The sequence below is a fragment of the Streptomyces sp. NPDC127117 genome, from assembly GCF_042677325.1.
Classification (GTDB): domain Bacteria; phylum Actinomycetota; class Actinomycetes; order Streptomycetales; family Streptomycetaceae; genus Streptomyces.
Genome location: NZ_JBHXTM010000022.1, coordinates 52,285 through 71,107, shown reverse-complemented (window position 1 = coordinate 71,107; position 18,823 = coordinate 52,285). Strand labels below are relative to the sequence as shown.

Annotated in this window: 16 protein-coding genes; 7 read left to right on the top strand and 9 right to left on the bottom strand. The window is 71.6% G+C overall.

Features of this window, described 5'->3' with window-relative positions:
• Positions 1 to 10 precede the first annotated feature (10 nt).
• The 7 genes from ACFVH0_RS20615 to ACFVH0_RS20585 are packed head-to-tail and all read right to left on the bottom strand — an operon-like array spanning position 11 to position 7,344.
• The gene (locus tag ACFVH0_RS20615; protein ID WP_385822076.1) at positions 11 to 1,150 is read right to left on the bottom strand and encodes an XdhC family protein; all 1,140 of its coding nucleotides are present in this window, start codon (positions 1,148 to 1,150) and stop codon (positions 11 to 13) included.
• Entirely contained in the window at positions 1,143 to 2,291 is a 1,149-nt protein-coding gene (locus tag ACFVH0_RS20610) for a VWA domain-containing protein (RefSeq protein ID WP_385822074.1), read from the bottom strand. The genes ACFVH0_RS20615 and ACFVH0_RS20610 overlap by 8 nt, the downstream gene beginning before the upstream one ends.
• A gap of 3 nt (positions 2,292 to 2,294) precedes the next feature.
• Positions 2,295 to 3,221 (bottom strand): AAA family ATPase, encoded by a 927-nt coding sequence (locus ACFVH0_RS20605; protein ID WP_385822073.1) that lies wholly within the window; start codon positions 3,219 to 3,221, stop codon positions 2,295 to 2,297.
• Positions 3,218 to 4,087 (bottom strand): FAD binding domain-containing protein, encoded by an 870-nt coding sequence (locus ACFVH0_RS20600; protein WP_385822071.1) that lies wholly within the window; start codon positions 4,085 to 4,087, stop codon positions 3,218 to 3,220. Before ACFVH0_RS20600 ends, ACFVH0_RS20605 begins: the two co-directional genes overlap by 4 nt.
• Entirely contained in the window at positions 4,084 to 6,471 is a 2,388-nt protein-coding gene (locus ACFVH0_RS20595; RefSeq protein WP_385822070.1) for a xanthine dehydrogenase family protein molybdopterin-binding subunit, read from the bottom strand. Before ACFVH0_RS20595 ends, ACFVH0_RS20600 begins: the two co-directional genes overlap by 4 nt.
• On the bottom strand, positions 6,468 to 7,028 hold the full coding sequence (locus tag ACFVH0_RS20590; RefSeq protein ID WP_385822069.1) for a (2Fe-2S)-binding protein: 561 nt from the start codon (positions 7,026 to 7,028) through the stop codon (positions 6,468 to 6,470). Before ACFVH0_RS20590 ends, ACFVH0_RS20595 begins: the two co-directional genes overlap by 4 nt.
• Positions 7,029 to 7,044: 16 nt before the next feature.
• On the bottom strand, positions 7,045 to 7,344 hold the full coding sequence (locus ACFVH0_RS20585) for a DUF1876 domain-containing protein (protein WP_385822067.1): 300 nt from the start codon (positions 7,342 to 7,344) through the stop codon (positions 7,045 to 7,047).
• Between the two features lie 267 nt (positions 7,345 to 7,611).
• Here ACFVH0_RS20585 and ACFVH0_RS20580 point away from each other — a divergent pair, with 267 nt between their 5' ends.
• From ACFVH0_RS20580 to ACFVH0_RS20570, 3 genes are all read left to right on the top strand, one after another.
• Positions 7,612 to 8,442 carry a PP2C family protein-serine/threonine phosphatase gene (locus ACFVH0_RS20580; RefSeq protein WP_385822066.1) on the top strand — a complete coding sequence of 277 codons (831 nt, stop codon included), beginning with the start codon at positions 7,612 to 7,614 and terminating at the stop codon, positions 8,440 to 8,442.
• Between the two features lie 178 nt (positions 8,443 to 8,620).
• Positions 8,621 to 9,616, top strand: coding sequence for an MASE1 domain-containing protein (locus tag ACFVH0_RS20575; RefSeq protein WP_385822064.1), 996 nt, complete (start codon positions 8,621 to 8,623; stop codon positions 9,614 to 9,616).
• A 408-nt stretch (positions 9,617 to 10,024) separates the two neighbouring features.
• Positions 10,025 to 11,572, top strand: a complete 1,548-nt coding sequence (locus ACFVH0_RS20570; protein WP_385822063.1) for a sugar transferase — start codon at positions 10,025 to 10,027, stop codon at positions 11,570 to 11,572.
• Positions 11,573 to 11,635: 63 nt separating this feature from the next.
• Here ACFVH0_RS20570 and ACFVH0_RS20565 read toward each other — a convergent pair whose 3' ends face one another.
• The gene (locus tag ACFVH0_RS20565; protein WP_385822061.1) at positions 11,636 to 12,619 is read right to left on the bottom strand and encodes a GDP-L-fucose synthase family protein; all 984 of its coding nucleotides are present in this window, start codon (positions 12,617 to 12,619) and stop codon (positions 11,636 to 11,638) included.
• 128 nt (positions 12,620 to 12,747) lie between these two features.
• Between ACFVH0_RS20565 and gmd the strand changes: the two genes are divergently transcribed.
• The 4 genes from gmd to ACFVH0_RS20545 all read left to right on the top strand — a co-directional run bounded on the left by gmd (position 12,748) and on the right by ACFVH0_RS20545 (position 17,606).
• Complete coding sequence (gene gmd / locus ACFVH0_RS20560; RefSeq protein ID WP_266918235.1) at positions 12,748 to 13,761, top strand: GDP-mannose 4,6-dehydratase; 1,014 nt, start codon at positions 12,748 to 12,750, stop codon at positions 13,759 to 13,761.
• Positions 13,762 to 13,831: 70 nt separating this feature from the next.
• A complete protein-coding gene (locus ACFVH0_RS20555) occupies positions 13,832 to 16,093 on the top strand; it encodes a LamG-like jellyroll fold domain-containing protein (RefSeq protein WP_385822060.1) in 2,262 nt (753 codons plus the stop codon).
• Positions 16,090 to 16,782, top strand: a complete 693-nt coding sequence (locus ACFVH0_RS20550) for a hypothetical protein (protein WP_385822058.1) — start codon at positions 16,090 to 16,092, stop codon at positions 16,780 to 16,782. Before ACFVH0_RS20555 ends, ACFVH0_RS20550 begins: the two co-directional genes overlap by 4 nt.
• Positions 16,779 to 17,606 (top strand): glycosyltransferase family 2 protein, encoded by an 828-nt coding sequence (locus ACFVH0_RS20545; protein ID WP_385822056.1) that lies wholly within the window; start codon positions 16,779 to 16,781, stop codon positions 17,604 to 17,606. The genes ACFVH0_RS20550 and ACFVH0_RS20545 overlap by 4 nt, the downstream gene beginning before the upstream one ends.
• On the opposite strand, the gene ACFVH0_RS20540 is transcribed toward ACFVH0_RS20545, so the two are convergent.
• Entirely contained in the window at positions 17,578 to 18,768 is a 1,191-nt protein-coding gene (locus ACFVH0_RS20540; protein WP_385822054.1) for a glycosyltransferase, read from the bottom strand. The genes ACFVH0_RS20545 and ACFVH0_RS20540 overlap by 29 nt on opposite strands.
• Positions 18,769 to 18,823: the final 55 nt, after the last annotated feature.

Genomic DNA, 18,823 nt, shown 5'->3' with positions numbered 1-18,823 from the left:
CTCACATGAATCACACCGGTCTCGTGGAAGGCCCGGGACCGGCCTGGTCCGGGGCGTGGCGGTGGATCGCTCCCGCCGTGTCCGTGAGCGCGCTGCCCGTGCCGCCCCAGCGCAGGGCCACGATCTCCGCGGCGATGGAGACGGCCACCTCCTCGGGGGTACGTGCCCCGAGGTCGAGGCCGATGGGGGAACGCAGCCGGGCCAGTTCGCCGTCGCCCAGACCCGTCTCGCGCAGCCGGGCCAGGCGGTCCTCGTGGGTCCGGCGGCTTCCCATGACGCCGATGTAGGCGGCCGGGGTGCGCAGCGCCACCTCCAGCAGCGGTACGTCGAACTTGGGGTCGTGGGTGAGTACACACATCACGGTCCGCCCGTCGGTCTCCGTTTCACGCAGATACCGGTGCGGCCAGTCGACGACGACCTCCGCGTCGGCGGGGAAACGCCGGGCGTCGGCGAAGGCGGGGCGGGCGTCGCAGACGGTGACCCGGTAGCCGAGGAACGCGCCGATCCGGGCCACCGCCGCCGCGAAGTCGATGGCGCCGAAGACCAGCATCCGGGGCGGCGGGGCGAACGACTGGAGGAAGACGGCGACGTCGTCCTCGCGCCGCTCGCCGTTCGGTCCGTAGTGCCGCAACCCCGTTGCCCCCTGGGCGAGTTCCCCGCGTGCGTCGGCGGTCACCGCGGCGTCGAGGCCGCTCGCGCCCAGCGACCCCGACACGGAGTCCGGCCGGACCGCGAGGGCGGCGCCGCGTGGTGCGGGTCCGTCGGTCACGGTGGCGGCCACCACCGGGCGGTGCCCGGCGACCGCCGCGGCGACCTCGCCGAAGGTGGGGTCTGCCGTCGCCGTCACCGGGCGCACCAGGAGGGTGATCTCGCCGCCGCAGGTGAGTCCGACGGCGAAGGCGTCCTCGTCGCTGTACCCGAAGGTCTCCAGCCGGGACCGGCCGGTCTCCACGACTTCCTTGGCGAGTTCGAAGACCGCTCCCTCGACGCAGCCGCCGGAGACGCTGCCCACGACCTCGTCATCCGGGCCCACGGCCATCGCAGCGCCCGGGCCGCGCGGTGCGCTGCGGCTCACCGCGACGACGGTGGCGAGCCCGAACGGCTCCCCCGCCGCGTACCAGCGGCCGAGCACCGGCAGGATCTCACGCATCGGACGCCACCCCCCGTACGACCGCGGCCAGTTGCTCCAGGGCCGCCAGGCTGTGTCCTTCGACGAACGCGTCCACGTGCGGCAGCGCCGCCGCCATGCCCGCCGCGAGCGGTGCGTAACCGGGTTGTGCCTTGCGGGGGTTGGCCCACACCACGCGGTGCGCCAGCCGGTGCAGTCGGCACATCTGGGCGGCGAGCAGTGCGGGGTCCGCGCGCTCCCAGCCGTCGGAGAGTACGACCACCACCGCTCCCCGGGCGCAGGAGCGCCGCCCCCAGCGGTCGAGGTAGGCGCGGAGCATCTCGCCGAGCCGGGTGCCGCCGCTGCGGTCGGGGACGGCTGCGGCGACCGCGGCCAGTGCGGTGTCCGGATCACGGTGCGCCATCTCGCGGGTCACCCGGGTCAGCCGGGTGCCGATGGTGAAGACCTCGGTGGGGGTGCGGGTCGCCGGGCCGTGCGCCGCGGCGTGCGCGAAGCGCAGCAGGGCGTCCGCGTACGGGTCCATGGAGCCGCTGACGTCCAGCAGCAGCACTACCCGGCGCGGCTTGGTGGCGGGGGTGCGGTGGCGCAGCCGGGCGGGCTCGCCGCCGTGCCGCAGCAGTTCGCGCACGGTGCGCCGGGGGTCCGTGCCGCCGCGTCTGGCGGGGCGCGTCCTGGCGGTGCGCCGGGGTTCGCCGCTCAGTGCGAACGCGGCCAGCAGGCGCCGTAGTTGTGCGCGTTCGGCGGTGGTCAGAGCGGCCATGTCGCGGTGGCGCAGGATCTCGGCAGTGCTTGCCGGGGCCGCCGAGGGCCGTGTCCGGCCGTCGCCCGTCCCGTCGGGGCCGCACGGCGGGCCGGACCCGGTGGCCACCACCCGTGGCCGCGGCTTCACAAGAGCCGCGGAACGGACCGGGGGGTGCGGTCGCGGGCCGTGGCCGAAGCAGGCGGCGAACACCCGGTCGTACCGCTCCAGGTCGTCCTGGCTGCCGCACAGGGTGAGCCGGCCCGCCCAGTACGCATCGGCGCGCCGTGCGGGGCCGAGCAGATCGAGCGCGGCCAGGAACAGCTGTGTGCGGTCGGGGCCGGTGGCCACACCGGCGGCGCGCAGTGCCCGGGTGAGTCCCACGGCGACGGCGGTCGCGTCGATGGCGGGTGCGGTGGGCACGGGTCACGCTCCTCTCGCCGCGAGGACCGCGGACAGGTCGAGGGAGCGGGCGCGTTCGGCGTCCTCCCGGTATTTCAGCACCGAGCCGAGGGTCGCGAAGGCGAGTTCGGCGTCCAGTTCGGTGGCCCCGAGCGCGTCCAGGGCCTCGGCCCAGTCGATGGTCTCGGCCACGCCGGGCGGCTTGAGCAGGTTCTCGGTGCGCAGCCGCTGTACGACCGCGGTGACCTGTTCGGCGAGCCTGGCGGTCACCTGGGGCTGCCGTCTGCGGACGATCGCGAGTTCACGGTCGTAGCCGGGGTGGTCGAACCAGTGGTAGAGGCAGCGGCGTTTCAGTGCGTCGTGGACCTCTCTGGTCCGGTTGGAGGTCAGGACGACCACGGGCGGCGACTGGGCGCGCAGGGTGCCCAGTTCGGGGACCGTGACCGTGTACTCGGAGAGGAGTTCCAGCAGGAATGCCTCGAACTCGTCGTCCACGCGGTCGACTTCGTCGACGAGCAGGACCGATGGCTGGGTCTCCACCGCCCGTAGCAGCGGGCGCGCGATGAGGAAGCGTCTGCTGTACAGCTCGCTCTCCAGCCGGTCCGCCTCGGTGATCCCGGCGGCCTCGGCGGCCCGCAGATGGAGCAGCTGACGGGGAAAGTCCCAGTCGTACAGGGCCTGGGAGGCGTCGATGCCCTCGTAGCACTGGAGGCGGATCAGCGGTGCGCGGAGTACGTCGGCGAGGGCCGGGGCGAGTGCGGTCTTGCCCACGCCCGCGTCGCCCTCGCAGAAGAGCGGCCGGTGCAGCCGCAGGGCCAGGAAGCAGGCGATGGCGAGACCCTCGTCGACGAGGTAGCCCGTTCGCTCCAGTCGGGCGCGCAGCTCGGCCGGTCCGTCCCCGGGCCCGTCCGTCGCGTCCGCGGCGTTCGCCCCGGCCGCCTGTCCGGTCACCGCTCACTCCGTCCCGCCGCGGCGAGCACCGCGCGCCGGGTCAGCACCCGGGCGAGGTGTGCGCGGTACTCGGGTGTCGCGGAGAGATCCGTGGCGGGGCGGGTGCCCTCCGCCGCCGCGTCGGCGGCGTCCGCCACCGCGGCGGGGACCGCCTCGGCACCGGCGAGCGCCGCCTCGGTGGCGCTCGCGCGCAGCGGTGTGGAGCCCATGTTGGTCAGACCGACGCGGGCCTCGGCGACACGGCCGGCGTCACGCCGTACGAGCGCGGCGACGCCGACGACGGCCCAGCCCTGGGCGACCAGGCTGAACTTCTCGTAGCGGAACCCCCAGTCATCGGTCTTCGGTACCCGGATCTCCACCAGTACCTCGTCGTCCGCCAGGGCCGTCCGCAGGTAGTCGACGAAGAACTCGCGGGCCGGGACGGTGCGCCGGCCGCGTGGTCCGACGGCCACCATCTCGCCGTCCAGGGCGAGCAGTACCGCCGGGAGGTCGCCGGCCGGGTCGGCGTGGGAGAGCGAGCCGCCGAGTGTGCCGCGGTGGCGTACGGCGGGGTCGGCGACGGTCCCGGTGGCGGCGGCGAGCAGCCCGGCGTGGCGGCGTACCAGGGGGTCGTGGATGACGTCGTGGTGGGTGGTCATGGCCCCGATGACGAGCGTTCCGGTGGCGGGGTCCTCGCGGACGCCGCGCAGTTCCGGGATCCGGCCGAGGTCGACGAGGAGTTCGGGGAAGGCGAGGCGCAGGCGGAGGATGGGGATCAGGCTCTGTCCGCCCGCCAGGACCTTGGCGTCCTCGCCGCCGTCGTGCAGGGTGCGTACCGCCTCGTCGAGGGTGTCGGGCCGTGCGTAGTCGAATGCGGCGGGAATCATGTCCTCGCCTCCTTCGCCCGTGCGTCCGTGACGGCCTGCCAGATGCGCTGCGGGGTGCACGGCATGGCCACGTCCCGCACGCCGAGCGGTCGCAGCGCGTCCACGACCGCGTTGACGACAGCCGGGGTGGAGGCGATGGTCCCGGCCTCGCCGACCCCCTTGACGCCGAGGACGTTCGAGGTCGCCGGGGTCTCGGTGCGGTCGGTGACGAAGTCCGGCAGGTCCGGGGCCGCGGGCACCGGGTAGTCCGCCATCGTCCCGGAGACCAGGTTGCCCTCGGTGTCGTACACCGCCTCCTCGTACAGCGCCTGCGCGATGCCCTGGGCGAGGCCGCCGTGGATCTGGCCCTGGACGATCATCGGGTTGATCACCTTCCCGATGTCGTCGACGCAGACGTAGCTGCGGATGCGGGCCCGCCCGGTCTCGGTGTCGACCTCGATCGCGCACAGGTGCGTGCCGTGCGGGTAGGAGAAGTTGTCCGGGTCGACCAGGTGTCCGGCGTTGATCGTCGGCTCCATCCCGTCGGGCAGGTCGTGGGACGAGAACGTCGCGTGGGCCACGTCCTGGATGGTCTTCGTCGCCTCCGGCGATCCCCGCACCGAGAAGATCCCGGCGGAGAACTCCAGGTCGGCCTCGTTCGCCTCCAGCAGGTGCGCGGCGACCCTGCGGGCCTTGGCCACCACCTTCAGCGCGGCGTGGTGGACGGCCAGTCCACCGACCACCAGGGACCGTGAGCCGTAGGTGTCCATGCCCTGCGGGACCGCCCTGGTGTCGCCGTGCACGACCTCGATGTCGTCGAACGGCACCCCGAGCACATCGGCGGCGATCTGGCTCCAGCAGGTGGCGTGCCCCTGTCCGTGCGGGCTGGTCCCGGTGGTGACCTCGACCTTTCCGGTGGGCAGCATGCGGATGGTGGCGGCCTCCCAGCCCCCGGCGCCGTACCGCAGGTCGCGCAGTACGCGGCTGGGCGCGAGGCCGCACATCTCGGTGAAGGTGGAGATCCCGATGCCGAGCCGCACCGGGTCGTCGCGGGCGTCGCGCTCGCGTTGCTCGGCGCGCAGGTCGTCGTAGCCGAAGAGGGCGAGTGCGCGGTCGGTGGCCGCTTCGTAGTTGCCGCTGTCGTAGGTGAGTCCGGCGACGGAGGTGTACGGGAACTCCTCGTGGCGGATCCAGTTTCGGCGGCGCAACTCAACCGGGTCCAGGCCGAGTTCGGCGGCGAGTTCGTCCATGGTCCGCTCGATCGCGAAGGTCGCCTCGGGGCGGCCGGCGCCCCGGTAGGCGTCGGTCGGCGTGCAGGTGGTGAAGACACCGGTGCACCGGAAGGTGTACGCGTTCATCTTGTAGATCCCCGGGTACATGAACGCGCCGAGCAGCGGAATGCCGGGGGTGATCAGCATCAGGTAGGCGCCCATGTCGGCGAGCAGGTCGACGCTCAGGCCGAGGATCTCGCCGTCCTTCGTCGCGGCGATCTCGATGTCCTGGATCTGGCCGCGGCCGTGGTGGGTGGCCTGGTAGCCCTCGGAGCGGGACTCGGTCCACTTGACGGGTCTGCCGAGCTTCCTGGCCAGGGCCAGGGCGACGGCCTCCTCCCCGTACACCTGGAGTTTGGAGCCGAAGCCGCCGCCGACGTCCGGGGCGATCACCCGCAGCCGCTGTTCGGGGATCCCGGTGACCATCGACAGGATGACCCGGGCCACGTGGGGTACCTGGGTGGCGGAGTACAGGGTGTACTCGTTGGACGCGGTGGGCGGGGTGGCGACCACCGCCCGGGGTTCCATGGCGTTGGGGATGAGGCGCTGCTGGGTGTAGCGGCGGCGGAGCACGACATCGGCGCGGGCCTTCTGGGCCGCGTAGTTCCCCGTGTCCAGCGGCCAGGTGTAGCAGCGGTTGGTTCCCTTGTCGGCATGTACGAGGGGGGCGTCGTCGGCCAGTGCGGCTTCCAGGCCGAGCACGGGCGGCAGGGGCGTGTAGTCGATCTCCACGGCCTCCAGCGCGTCCGCGGCGGCGTACCGGCCGCGGGCGACGACCACGGCCACGGGCTCTCCGGCGTACCGCACCTCGTCGACGGCGACGGCCGGGTGGTCGGGCATGACGATGTCCTCGGTCACCGGCCAGACGCACGGCATGGGGGCCAGCTCGTCGGCCAGGTCACAGCCGGTCAGGGCGGCGATCACCCCGGGCCGTTCCAGCGCCGGCGACACGTCGATGCGGTCGATCCGGGCGTGGGCCATGGGGCTGCGCAGGATCGCCAGGTACAGCAGGCCGGGCATGGTGATGTTGTCGGTCCAGGTGGTGCGGCCGGTGACGAGCCGGGCGTCCTCCTTGCGGGTACGGGAGCGGCCCACCTCGGGGCGTGCTGCGTCGGTGGCGGTCGGGGCGGTCATGTCCGTGCCTCCTGCCCGGCGGTGGCCGGGGCCGGGCCGCGCCGCGGGTCCGGCCGGACGGTGTCCGGGGGTCCGGGAGTGGGGGCCTTGCGGCGCCGCTCCTCGGCGGCCGCCGCCAGCACGGCGCGCACGATGTTCTGGTAGCCGGTGCAGCGGCAGAGATTGCCCTCCAGTCCCCGCCGGATCTCCCCGGGCGTGGGGTCGGGGTTCTCCTTGAGCAAGTCGCGGGCGGCCATGATCATGCCGGGGGTGCAGTAGCCGCACTGCAGCGCGTGCTGTTCGTGGAACGCGGTCTGCAGCGGTGTCCATTCGCCGTCGGTGGCGAGGCCCTGGACGGTCGTCACTTCGCCGCCATCGGCCTGGACGGCCAGTACGGAACAGCTCTTCACGCTGTCGCCGTCGAGTTCGACGGTGCATGCGCCGCAGTTGCCGGTGTCGCAGCCGACGGGGGTGCCGGTGAGGCCCAGGTGGTCTCTGAGGTAGTGGACCAGCAGCAGCCGGGGCTCGACCTCGTCCTCGTACCGGGTGCCGTCCACGGTCAGCGAAATGCGGGTCATGGGTGCTCCCGGGGGCTCAGGCCGTGGTGTCGGTCCATGCGTAGGGCGGGGCCACCGGGCCGGTCGCCGGGCCGGCGCCCACGGTTTCCAGGTCCGCGTCGGCGGCCTTCATCAGCTGTGCGGCCACGTCCTTCATGGCCCGGCTCGCCGCGAGCTCGTCACCGATGGCGGGCACGTCCACGTCCTGCGGGTTGCAGCGGGCGACCCCGTGTCCGGTGAGCCGCGCGGAGCCGGTGTCCAGCACCGCCTCCGCCCTGGTCGTCCCGTCGTCCTCGGTCAGCCCGAGGCGGAGCCTCCACTCCAGCGTGCGGGTCATCGCGCACCTCCAGCGACCGCGTCCGGTCGCGATGCGCCGCCTCGACGCGGTCCTGCCACCAGGATCCACCCGGCCGGGCGGGTTCGCGCGTTCCGGCTCGCCCTGCGGAGATCACACCACCGAAATAGGATGCAGGGTGTCCAATTCCACCAAAAACGGGCGACGGCCGAACGTCGCACCGGGATCCGGCCCGTCGATACCCCGGACGGCCCAGCCGCGGCATGCCCCGGCTTGCGCCGCGCCGACGAACGCAGTGCGGAGCGGCCCATGAACCGGCGCCGTCCTCCCCGTTCGGCGAGCGCCGAGGAGTTGCTCACCACGCTGCAACAGCTCACCTCCCGGGCTCGCCGCGAGGTGGAGCTGCACCAGGCACGGGTGGAGCTGGCCGAGGTGCTGCAACGGGAGATGCTCCCGGCGACGCTGCCCGCCCGCCCGGGGCTCCAGACCGCCGCCCGGTACACACCGGCCCGCAGCGGGCTGGACATCGGCGGTGACTGGTACGACGGTTTCGTGCTGCCGGACGGTGCGCTGGCCTTCGCCATCGGGGACGTGCAGGGGCACGACGTCGAGGCCGCCGCGTTCATGGGCCAGATCCGGATCGCGATGCGGGCGATAGCCGCCACCGCCGCGGACCCCGGCGAGATCGTGGGCCGGACCAACGACCTGCTGGTCTCGGTGGGCTCCGGCCTCTTCGCGACCTGTACGTTCATCCGCCTCGACCCGGTGTCCCGGGAGCTGCAGAGCGCCCGGGCCGGGCATGTCGCCGCGGTGTGGGCCACGGCCGACGGGCGTTCCGGGGTGACCAGCGACGAGGGCGGGCTGCCCCTGGGGATCCAGGCGGGCGAGCGCTATCCGGTCACCCGGCGGCGGCTGACCGCCCCGGGCGCGTTCGTCCTGGTCACGGACGGGGTGGTGGAGGGGCCCTCGTTCCCGATCGACCGGGGCCTGGACGCGGTGACCCGGCTGGTGCACGCCCGGGTCGGCGCCGACGCCGGCGAGCTGGCCGACGCGGTGCTGCGGGCGGCGGAGCAGACCGGGCACCAGGACGACGCCGCGGTGCTCGTGGTGCGGCACGGAACCGTCCCCGGCCGGTACTGAGCGGGCGGCACAGGGGCACACCCGGCCGGCACCGAGACTGCGGCACGGGAGCGTCCCGGCCGCTGCCGGAGCCGGGGCTTTCCGCGCCGGCCCGGGCCGTGTCCGCGGACCCCGGCCCGGACACGCCCTAGCGTGTCAAACAGCCGACACCCGTCCGGGGCGGTGTCTGATGAGATGTGTGATCCGCAGCGAGAGAACCAGACGTGCGGCCGTGGCCGTACTACGTGTCCTGGCCGTCGCCGCTGCCTACTACGCGGCCGGGGGGCTCGGCCTCATCCGGGAGGTGTCCGTCCACGGCGCGGTCGTCACACCGCTCTGGCCGCCGACGGGTATCGCGCTGGGGGCCCTGCTCTACCTGGGTCCGAGCGCCTGGCCCGGGATCGCGCTGGGCTCCCTGCTCGTCGTCGCCACACTCAGCGGCTCGGTCACGCCCTCCACCTTCGCAGTGGTCGCGGGCAACACCGTGGCCCCGGTCTGCTCGTACCTGATACTCCGCAGAGCGGGCTTCCGCAAGGAGCTGGACCGGTTGCGCGACGGGGTCATGCTGGTCTTCCTCGGCGCGCTGGCCGGGATGGTCATCAGCGCCACCGTGGGCGCGGGCATGCTGGTGGTGGACGGAAAGCTGCCCCTGAGCGGGTTCTGGCCGGTCTGGGCGGCGTGGTGGTCGGGGGACGCGATGGGGGTGCTCGTGGTCACTCCCGTGCTGCTCGTGCTGCGCAGGCTGCGGATGCCCCGGACCACCGACCGGTGGATCGAGGCGAGCGCGCTGCTGATCGTCGCCGTCGTGGTCTCGCTGGTGGCGACCCGGAGTTCACTGGCGATGCTCTATCTGGTGTTCCCGGTGCTGATCTGGGCCGCCCTTCGTTTCCAGCTGGCGGGCAGCGCGCCCTGCGCATTGCTGGTGTCGGTGCTGGCGGCGATCGCGGGAACAGCGGGGGTGGGTCCGTTCGAGGGCCGGACGATCCTTCATGTGATGGTCAACCTCGGCGTGCTCAACGGCTGTGTGGCACTGACCGCGCTGCTGCTCGCGGCGGTCGTGACCGAACAGAGCAACATCCGGCACCGGATCGAGCGCGCCTGCGAGGAACTGGCCGAAGTGGTCGATCATCTGGCGCCGGGCAGAGCGACGACCGCATGGCCGGCCCGGCCAGAGGACGAACTCGACAGCCACTGAGCACCACACGCCCCTCCGGCACCACCGCTCGCCCCGCTTCCGCACCGAAACAATCCGGCCAGCGGCCGTCACCACATGCGCACTCGCTCGTTTGTTGGCCGGGGAAGGTCTCCCGGCAGCACACTGCCGCGGACGAACCTGGTGGACACGCCGATCAGTTGCCCGGCGTACATGTCCGCACACAACCCGATTCAGGTGCATTCCAAATGCCAACACTTACTCACAGACCAAGTGATCCGGCGCGGAACGGGACGAGACCCGAGTCAGTGCGCATGTCTGAACTTCACGAGAACTCCAGCGAAATGGCACGTCTGTGGATATCGTGCACCGAGCGAGGGCGCATCCGTCAGTCCATGAGATCGGCGGATGCGCCCCGTTTGTGACGATGCAACTGTGACTGGGGGGTTCATGGGGCATGTCGAGCTACCCGATTCGGACAGGACAGGACCCGTGGGACTGGCGGGGGCGCCACGCCCACGCACCGTCTCGAATCGGCCTCGCAGCAACGGACTCGACGAATTATGGAGGGCACCGACCGCACCGTGTGAGCGTTCCGGACCGGCCGTCGCGAAGAGCAGAGCGACCCGGTGCATATCCGTGGTCGCCGGTGTCGAACTCCTCGGCCTCGGGGTTCCGGCCCTGCTCGTACTGCGTACCGGCGGACAGTCCCGAGCCGTGGTGGCCGCGGCCGTGGCCGCACTGGCGTGGTCCGGGCTGCGGGCCGTGCGCGGCCGGTACGCGGAGCGGGCGCCGGGCGGACCACCGGGGGTACTGAGCACGACCGGCGACTGGCTGCTGTTCATAGGTGTGCTCGCCGTGCTGCACACCGCGACCGGCGACGCACTCGACCCCGCGACGGCGGTCGTGGCACTGCTGCCCGGACTGCCGGTGGGCATCGCGGCGCAGGCCCTGCGGCGACTCCCATGGCCGGGGGGCCGGCCACGTGCGGTCCGGCGGGTACTGGTGGTGGGCGAGGCTCCGGGCGTGGACCGCGCCGTCCGGCTGCTCGCGGCCCGCGCGGACCATCCGTACTCGGTCGTGGCCGCGATCCCGGTGGGGACCGCACCGCTGGAGTGCGGGGTGCCGGTGCCGGGCCGGCTCGCACCGGCACCGGCCGACGACGATGTGTCGACCGTGCTGGGCGGGGCCTTCGCCCAGGACGCGGACCTGGCACTGGTGGTTCCCGGGCCCCAGCTCTCCGAGGAACGGCTGTGCCGGCTCTCCTGGGGCCTGCACGACGGAGGGCTCGCACTGTCCGTCCTCCCGGGCCTCACCGGCATCGCGGCCGGCCGGGTACGGGCCACCGCCGCGGCCGGGCTCACCCTGCTGCACATCGCGCCGCCGCTGCGCCGGGGGCCGCAACCGGCGCTGAAGGCCGTCGTGGACCGGGTCGGCGCCGCCCTCGGCCTGCTGGTGCTGACACCCCTGCTGGTGCTGATCGGGGCGGCGGTGCGGTTCGGCTCCGGCGGGCCGGTGTTCCACCGTCAGACCCGGCAGGGGCGGCACAACCGGCCATTCACGATGTGGAAGTTCCGCACCATGGTGGCCGACGCCGAGGCCCACAAGGACCGGCTGCGCGCCGCCAACGAGATCGACGGCCCGATGTTCAAGATGCGCCGCGACCCCCGGGTGACCGGAATCGGCCACCTGCTGCGCCGTACGTCCCTCGATGAACTCCCACAACTGCTCAATGTGCTGCGTGGCGACATGTCGCTGGTCGGGCCGCGCCCGCCGCTGCCGGAGGAGGTGTCCCGCTACGACGAGCGCGAGTTCCGGCGGCTCTCGGTGAAGCCGGGACTGACCGGCCTGTGGCAGGTCAGCGGCCGCTCGGACCTGTCCTGGCAGGAGACGGTCTCGCTCGATCTGTGGTACGTCGACAACTGGTCGGTGGTCACGGACATGGGGCTCATGGCCCGTACTCTGCGCGCCGTCACCGATGGCCGCGGGGCCTACTGAGAGCGGCGGCCGTCGATGCGAGTGGCGCGAAGCCCATTACGGCACAACGGCGTTCGGCCGGATTCAGAGCTGCGCGGGCTGCCGGTCCAGCCACCATGCGTAGGTCTGGGCGATCCCGTCACGCAGCGCGATCCGCGGTGTGAATCCGAGCGAGGCGAGCCGGGAGATGTCGAGCAGTTTGCGCGGGGTTCCGTCGGGCTTCGTCGTGTCCCACTCGACAACACCCTGATATTCCGTCACATCTTTGACGATGGACGCGAGTTCGCGGATGGCAAGATCGTCACCGCAGCCGATGTTGACCGGTTCGTCGCCGTCGTAGCGCTCCAGCAGCAGAAGACACGCGGCGGCCAGGTCGTCCACGTGCAGGAACTCCCGGCGGGGGCTGCCGGAGCCCCAGAGCGTGACCGTGGGCGAACCGTCCCGGCGCGCCTCGTGGAAGCGGCGGATCAGCGCGGGCAGCACGTGCGAGGACTCCAGGTCGAAGTTGTCGCCCGGACCGTAGAGGTTGGTGGGCATGGCGCTGATGTACGAGGCGCCGTACTGCCGGCGGTAGGAGCGGGTCTGCACGATTCCGGCGATCTTGGCCAGCGCGTACGCCTCGTTGGTCGGCTCCAACGGGCCGGTGAGCAGGGCGCTTTCGGGAATCGGCTGCGGGGCGAGCCGGGGGTATATGCAGGACGAGCCGAGGAAGAGCAGCCGCTCGACCCCGGCGGCGTGCGCCCCGGCGACGACGCTCAGCTGGATGCGCAGATTGTCCTCGATGAACTGCACCGGGTACGTGCTGTTGGCCATGATCCCGCCGACCTTGGCGGCGGCCAGCACCACCGCGTCCGGGCGGGCCTCGCGGAGAAACGCCTCGGTCCGCCCGGCGTCGCGCAGATCCAGTCGGTCGCGATCGCGGGTGATCACCTCGTGCCCCTCGGCGGTGAGGCGGCGCACCACGGCCGAGCCGACCAGGCCGCGGTGGCCCGCGACGAACACGCGGGCACCGGATCGTAGGAGGGAACGAACGGATTCCTGAGCAGGGCCGGGGAGATCAGTCGTCATGGCCCGGATTCTGCCAGCACCCGCGGCCTGCGGTGATGTTTTGCCGCAGAACGCTCAATCCCGATATTTCGGCGGGAAATATTCGGTGCGGAACAACAGCCGCTGAGGCGAACAGAGAAGGGGGAGTCGTGGCGAAGACCGCGCTCATCACCGGTGTGACCGGACAGGACGGCTCGTACCTGTCCGAGCTGCTGCTCGACAAGGGGTACACGGTCCACGGCCTGATACGCCGTTCGTCGAGCTTCAACACCGAGCGCATAGACCACATCTACCAAGGACCGGAGGAGGAGAACCGCTCGTTCGTACTGCACCACGCCGACCTCGCCGACGGTGTGGCGCTGGTGAATCTGCTGCGTGACATCCGGCCGGACGAGGTCTACAACCTGGGTGCACAGTCGCACGTCCGCGTCTCGTTCGACGCACCGCTGTACACCGGTGACATCACCGGCCTCGGTACCATCCGGCTGCTTGAGGCGGTCCGCGCGAGCGGGATCGACACCCGGGTCTATCAGGCGTCCTCGTCCGAGATGTTCGGCGCCACACCGCCGCCGCAGAACGAGGGCACCCCGTTCCATCCACGGAGCCCGTACAGCGTCGCCAAGGTCTACTCGTACTGGTCGACGGTCAACTACCGTGAGGCGTACGGCATGTTCGCGGTCAACGGGATTCTCTTCAACCACGAGTCCCCGCGTCGCGGCGAGACCTTCGTGACCCGGAAGATCACTCGCGGGGTGGCCAGAATCAAGGCGGGCCTGCAGACCCACCTCCACCTCGGCAACCTCGACGCCGTACGCGACTGGGGGTACGCCCCCGAGTACGTCGAGGCGATGTGGCGGATGCTCCAGTGCGACGTCCCGGACGACTATGTGGTGGCCACCGGTGAGGGTGTCAGTGTGCGGCAGTTCCTGGAGTACGCCTTCGCACACGCGGGGCTGGACTGGCGCGAGCATGTCCGCCACGACGCCAAGTACGAAAGACCCAGCGAGGTCGACGCCCTGATCGGGGACGCCACCAAGGCCGAGGAACAGCTCGGCTGGAAACCGGTCGTGCGGTCGCGGGAACTCGCCAGGATCATGGTCGAGGCGGACATCCGCCAGCTGTCCGACCAACTCGCCGGAGCCGCCGTGCGGGTGGACCGATGAGACCGCCCGGCACCGGTACAGAAGCCACCGCGGCGGTCCGGCCGCGGCCCGTTCTCACTTTCGGAGCTGAATGATGTACGCAACCACGGGCCGCAGACGTGCCGGCCACAGCCGGGTACGCGCCGCTGCCGCCGCGTTCTGCCTGCTCGCCGGAGCGCTGTCCGCAGCCGCGTCCGGGGGCTCCCCGGCCGCGGCCCTGACCCCGCCGGTCTCCCTGACCGCGGACGACCTCACCACCTGGCAGACCAACGGCATCGTCTGGTCGATGGCCGCTTCGGACGCCGGTGTCGTCTACACCGGCGGCACCTTCTCCACGGTCCGGCCGCCGGACGCGGCGCCCGGCACCTCGGAACAGCCGGCGGTGAACTTCGCCGCCTTCGACGCCGCGACCGGTGCGCCGACCGGTTGCAGCCTGTCGTTCACACTCTCGTCCGGCACGGCGACCGTGCGGGCACTGGCCCTCTCGCCGGACCAGAAGACCCTTTACGTAGGAGGCCAGTTCGGCTCGGTGAGCGGCGTCGGGGTGAGCAACATCGCCGCGATCGACACCGCGAGCTGTACCCCGCGCCAGGACTTCAAGGTCTCCGTCTCGGCGACGGTGCGGGCCCTCGCCGTGACCGCCGACACCGTGTATCTGGGCGGTGACTTCAACACGGTGGCCGGGCAGACCAGGAACAAGTTCGCCGCGGTCACCACGGGCGCCGCGCTCAAGCCGTGGAAGGCGAACGCGGACGAGATCGGCAGGGCCGTCGAGCTGACGCCCGACCGCAAGCACGTACTGCTCGGCGGCAACTTCTTCAAGGTCAACGGCACCACGTCGCACGCGCTGGCAGTGGTGGACGCCACGACCGGGGCGGTGACCAAGGGCTATCCGGCCGGGTTCATTCCCGACACTTCCACGGTGCAGGACCTGACCACGGACGCCACCGGCTTCTACACCGCCAACGAGGGCACCGGAGGGGGTGTCTTCGACGGCCGGATCGCACTGGACCTGAGCGACTTCGAGCAGCGCTGGCGGGACACCTGCCTCGGCGCCACCCAGGCCGTCCTGGTGCACGACGGGGTGCTGTACAGCGGGAGCCACGCCCATGACTGCGCCACCATGGGCGAGTTCCCCAACCAGCCGCGCAAGCATCTGCTGGCCCAGTCCGTGGACGACCCGAAGCTGCTGCCCTGGTTCCCGGACACCAACGACGGGATCGGGGAGCCGGTCGGGCCCCGGGTGATGGCGCAGACCGACAAGGGCGGCCATCACTACCTGTGGGTCGGCGGCGAGTTCACCACCGTCAACGGCTCCGCGCAGCAGGGGCTGACCCGGTTCGCCGACGGCCCCGACACCGGCGCTCCGTGGGTGCCCAACGTCACCCTGTCCACGCTCACCCCGGGGAAGGTGGTGGTCGACTGGCAGACCAGCTTCGACACCGACGACGGGGAACTCACCTACCGGATCTACAAGGACGGTGCGAGCACCCCGGTGCACACCACGACGGGCTACTCGCTGTTCTGGGACCGGCCGCAGCTGAGCTGGACCGACACGGACGTGGCGCCGGGCGAGACCCACTCGTACCGGATCAGTGCGAGCGACGGCACCAACACCAGCGCCAAGTCGGCCGCCGTGTCCGCCACCGTGGCGTCGGCGGCGGAGAAGTACCCCGCCAAGGTGCTCGCGGACGGCGCTTCGCTCTACTGGCGGTACGACGAGGCCGCCTCGACCCTCGCGGGCGACAGCAGCGGCGGGCGGGACAACGGGTTCGTGCGCAACTCCCCCACCCGGCGGGTGACTCCGGCCGCGGTCGCGGGCCCCTCGACCGCGATCGGCCTCAACGGTTCGACGCAGTACGTGTACAGCAACAAGCGCCATCCGCAGCCGGCCAGGTTCTCGGTGGAGACCTGGATCAGGACGACGAGCACCAAGGGCGGGAAGATCGTCGGCTTCGGCAGTCTGACCATGCAGAACAGCACCCAGTACGACAAGCATGTGTACATGCGCGACGACGGCCGGCTGGTCTTCGGGGTGAAGAGCGGCAGTGCCCGGACCGTCACCACACCCGCCGCCTACAACAACGGCGCCTGGCACCACGTCGTCGCCACTCAGGGCCCCGGTGGCATGGCGCTGTACGTCGACGGGAAGCTCCGCGCCTCGAACGCCCTGTACACCGGCAACGAGAAGTACGACGGCTACTGGCGGGTGGGCGGGGACAACCTGAACGGCTGGCCGTCCAAGCCGACGAGCAATTTCTTCGCCGGGCAGATCGACGAGACCGCCGTCTACCCGACCGCGCTGAGCAGCACGCAGATCAGTGCCCACTACGCGCTGCGGACAGCCGGATGAGGCGCCCGTTCCTGGCCGGCGCCGCTGTCGTCGTACTGACGGCGGCGCTGGCCGCCTGCGGCTCGTCCACCGAGGGGCGGGGCGGCGCCGGCAGCGCCGGACCGGCGGCCACACGGATCCCGGTCGCCGTCCCGTCCGCCGGGCCCGGCACCACCGCCGCCGACGGCCCCTCGACTCCGCGCACGAGTGAGCCGCCGAAGCTCCCCAGCGATCAACTCACCCCGGTCACGGGCTCGTTCAGCAAGAAGCAGAAGGAGTATCTGGTCGACCGGGTACCCAGGGGCATGGACCCGGCGGCCGTGCTCCAGACCGGTCAGGAGACCTGCGACAGGCTGCGGTTCCTGGTGAAGGCCGACCGGGACGTCGCGGTCGGCGCGATCGTGACGGGTGAGATCGCCGACGCGAAACCCGCCGTCGAGCACCTCTGCACCCAGCACCGGGACCTGCTGCGGGAGGCCGGCCGGGGGTACCCGGACGGCACGTACAGGAACGAACAGATCCGGCCGGGCCGCTACCGCGACGTCTCCCCCAGCGGAAGCTGCACCTGGCAGATCACCGGGGCGGGCGGCAGGACCCTGGCCTCCGGCTCCACCGCCGGGAGGCGGACCTCGATCACCGTGCCCCGGCAGGCCCGTGTCTTCACCTCCACAGGCTGCTACGCCTGGCTGCCCGAAGGAGACCTCGGATGAGCAGGCTGCCGATAGCCGTGGCGATCCCCACGAAGAACGAGGGACTCAACATCGCCGAGGCGGTGACATCGGTACTCGGCCATTTCGAGGCGGTCGTCGTCGTCGATTCGCACAGCACGGACGAGACGGTCAAGATCGCCGAGGAGTGCGGGGCCGAGGTGATCACGTATACCTGGGACGGCGGTCATCCGCGCAAGAAGCAGTGGTGTCTGGACCATGTCCGCACGGATCTGGACTGGATCCTGCTGCTCGACGGCGACGAGCGGATCGGTCCCGGGCTGCTGGCAGAACTGAGGCAGATCTTCGCCGACCCGGCCGCGCCGAAGCCCGCGGCGTACGACATCCCGCTCGGCTACTGGTTCTCCGGGAAGCGGCTGCGGCACGGTTACACCATCCGCAAGCGCTCGCTGACCGACCGCACCCGCTGCCGGTATCCGGAGGTGGATGATCTGGACGCGCCGGGTATCGGTGAGGTCGAGGGCCACTACCAGCCGGTCGCCGAGTCGGTCGGCTCGCTCCGCAATCCCATCGAGCACCAGGATCTCGACCCGGTCACCGCCTGGTTCGAGCGGCACAACCGCTACTCGGACTGGGAGGCGTGGCTGGAGCACCACCCCGAGGTCAAGGAACAGGTGCGCAGGGTGAAGTCGCGCCAGGGGCAGCTGTTCCACAAGGCGCCGTTCAAGCCACTGGTGTCGTTCGCTTACATGTATCTGTACCGGCGGGGGTTCCTCGACGGTCGGGCGGGGTTCGACTTCGCGCTGGCGATGAGCTTCTACCGCTGGCAGATCGCCCTCAAGTCCCGTGAGGGGAAGGCCGTTTGAGCCGTCCGGCGCTCCGGTGGGCCACGTCCTCGTAGGTCCGCCGGAGCGTCGCGGTCACCGCCTCGATGGTGAAGTCCTCGTTGACGAGGTTCCAGGCCGCCCTGCCCGTACGGGCGTTGGTCTCCGGTTCGAGGAGTTCCAGGATGGCGGTTGCGACCTTGAGGGCGTTCTTCCCGTCCTCGCCGACCCGGCTGTCGATGACCCGGCCCGCGCCCGCGCGCGCCACGTCGGGGCCGAGTCCGCAGGTGCGGGTGATGACCACGGGGGTGCCGACCGACATCGCTTCGAGGACGGAGACACCGAGGGGTTCCTCGATCGACGGCAGTACGTACACATCGGCACGCCGGCCGGCCGCCAGGACCTCCTCGTGACCGAGCGGCCCCACATGGTCGAGCGATCCCGTCACCCCCAGCCCGCGGGCCAGTTCGAGGGTGGCGGGCAGCGCGCCGGTGTCGGGACCGGCCAGCACGAAGCGGGCGTCCGGGTACCGGGCCAGGACCGCGGGCATCGCCGCGACGAAGTCCTCCGGGCGCTTGCGCTCCTGGATCCGGGCAAGGAAGAGGACCGTCGGCGGCCGCCCCGGCTCGCGGGCGGGTTTGAGCTCCTGCGGGCGCACCCCGTTGACCAGCCGTACGGTGCGGGTCAGCGGGACCGGCGCGGCGACGGCATTCACGTCGAGGCGTTCCGTATCGGTGAGGTGCAGTACGGCGTCGGCCCCGCGCAGCACCCTGCGCACCCCCAGCAGATCGGTGAGCCGGGCGACCCGGTTCTCGGTGGGGTCCACCATGCCGTGCGTCTGGACGACCAGGGGGGTGCGGGAGGCCAGGGCGAGCAGCGCTGCGGGCAGTGTCACCAGGTCGCGCATCAGATGGACATGGACGATGTCGGCGCCGCGCATCATGCGGTGTGCGGTGTGCAGGAGCGCGCCGGAGGTGATGCCACTGACCTCGAACGCGGGGAGCAGATGGCGGGCCGGGAAGAGATGGGCCGGCACTCCCTCGATCTCGCGCGGGAGCGGGCCCTCGAAGCCGTCGCCCAGTGCCATGATCCTGGCGTCGTCACCGGCGGCCCGCTGGACCTTCGACAGATTGAGCGCCACTCTGGTCGGGCCGCCGAACGCGTGGTCCGGGGTGTGCAGTGTGACGACGTGCAGGATCTTCACCAGGGTTCCCCTCAACCGCGGCCGACGCTTTACAGACTAGTCATCCAAACCCCCC